Source organism: Clostridium sp. ZBS2, from assembly GCF_023845855.1.
Lineage (GTDB): Bacteria > Bacillota > Clostridia > Clostridiales > Clostridiaceae > Clostridium > Clostridium aquiflavi.
In genome coordinates this window covers 1-286 of sequence record NZ_JAMQIF010000161.1, presented here as the reverse complement: position 1 = coordinate 286, position 286 = coordinate 1, and the positions used below count along the sequence as shown (strand labels likewise).

1 pseudogene is annotated in these 286 nt (G+C 39.9%); it reads right to left on the bottom strand.

Annotation, left to right across the window (positions count from 1 at the left end):
• Positions 1-286, bottom strand: a pseudogene (locus NG918_RS16800) (IS5/IS1182 family transposase); the annotation flags it as partial.

Here is a 286-nt window from a genome sequence, read left to right as displayed (position 1 = left end):
TTGCTTTCTTTCTCCTCCTGACTTTCTTTCCTGGCGAATGGCTTTTTTCCTTCGGCAACTCGGCTGACATTAATTTCATCTTCTAGTACTTCTTGATAAACGCGTGTTTCTTTTCGAATCAATTTTTTATGAAATTTGTGTTTATTCGCATTGGCTTTCACATGGGTAGAGTCCACAAACGCAACGTCAGGGTCCACTAAACCAGCCTCCATGGCTTGTTTTAAAATGCGATAAAAAATGTGTTCGAACACCTCTGTTTCTGCAAAACGTCGCACGTAATTTTTAC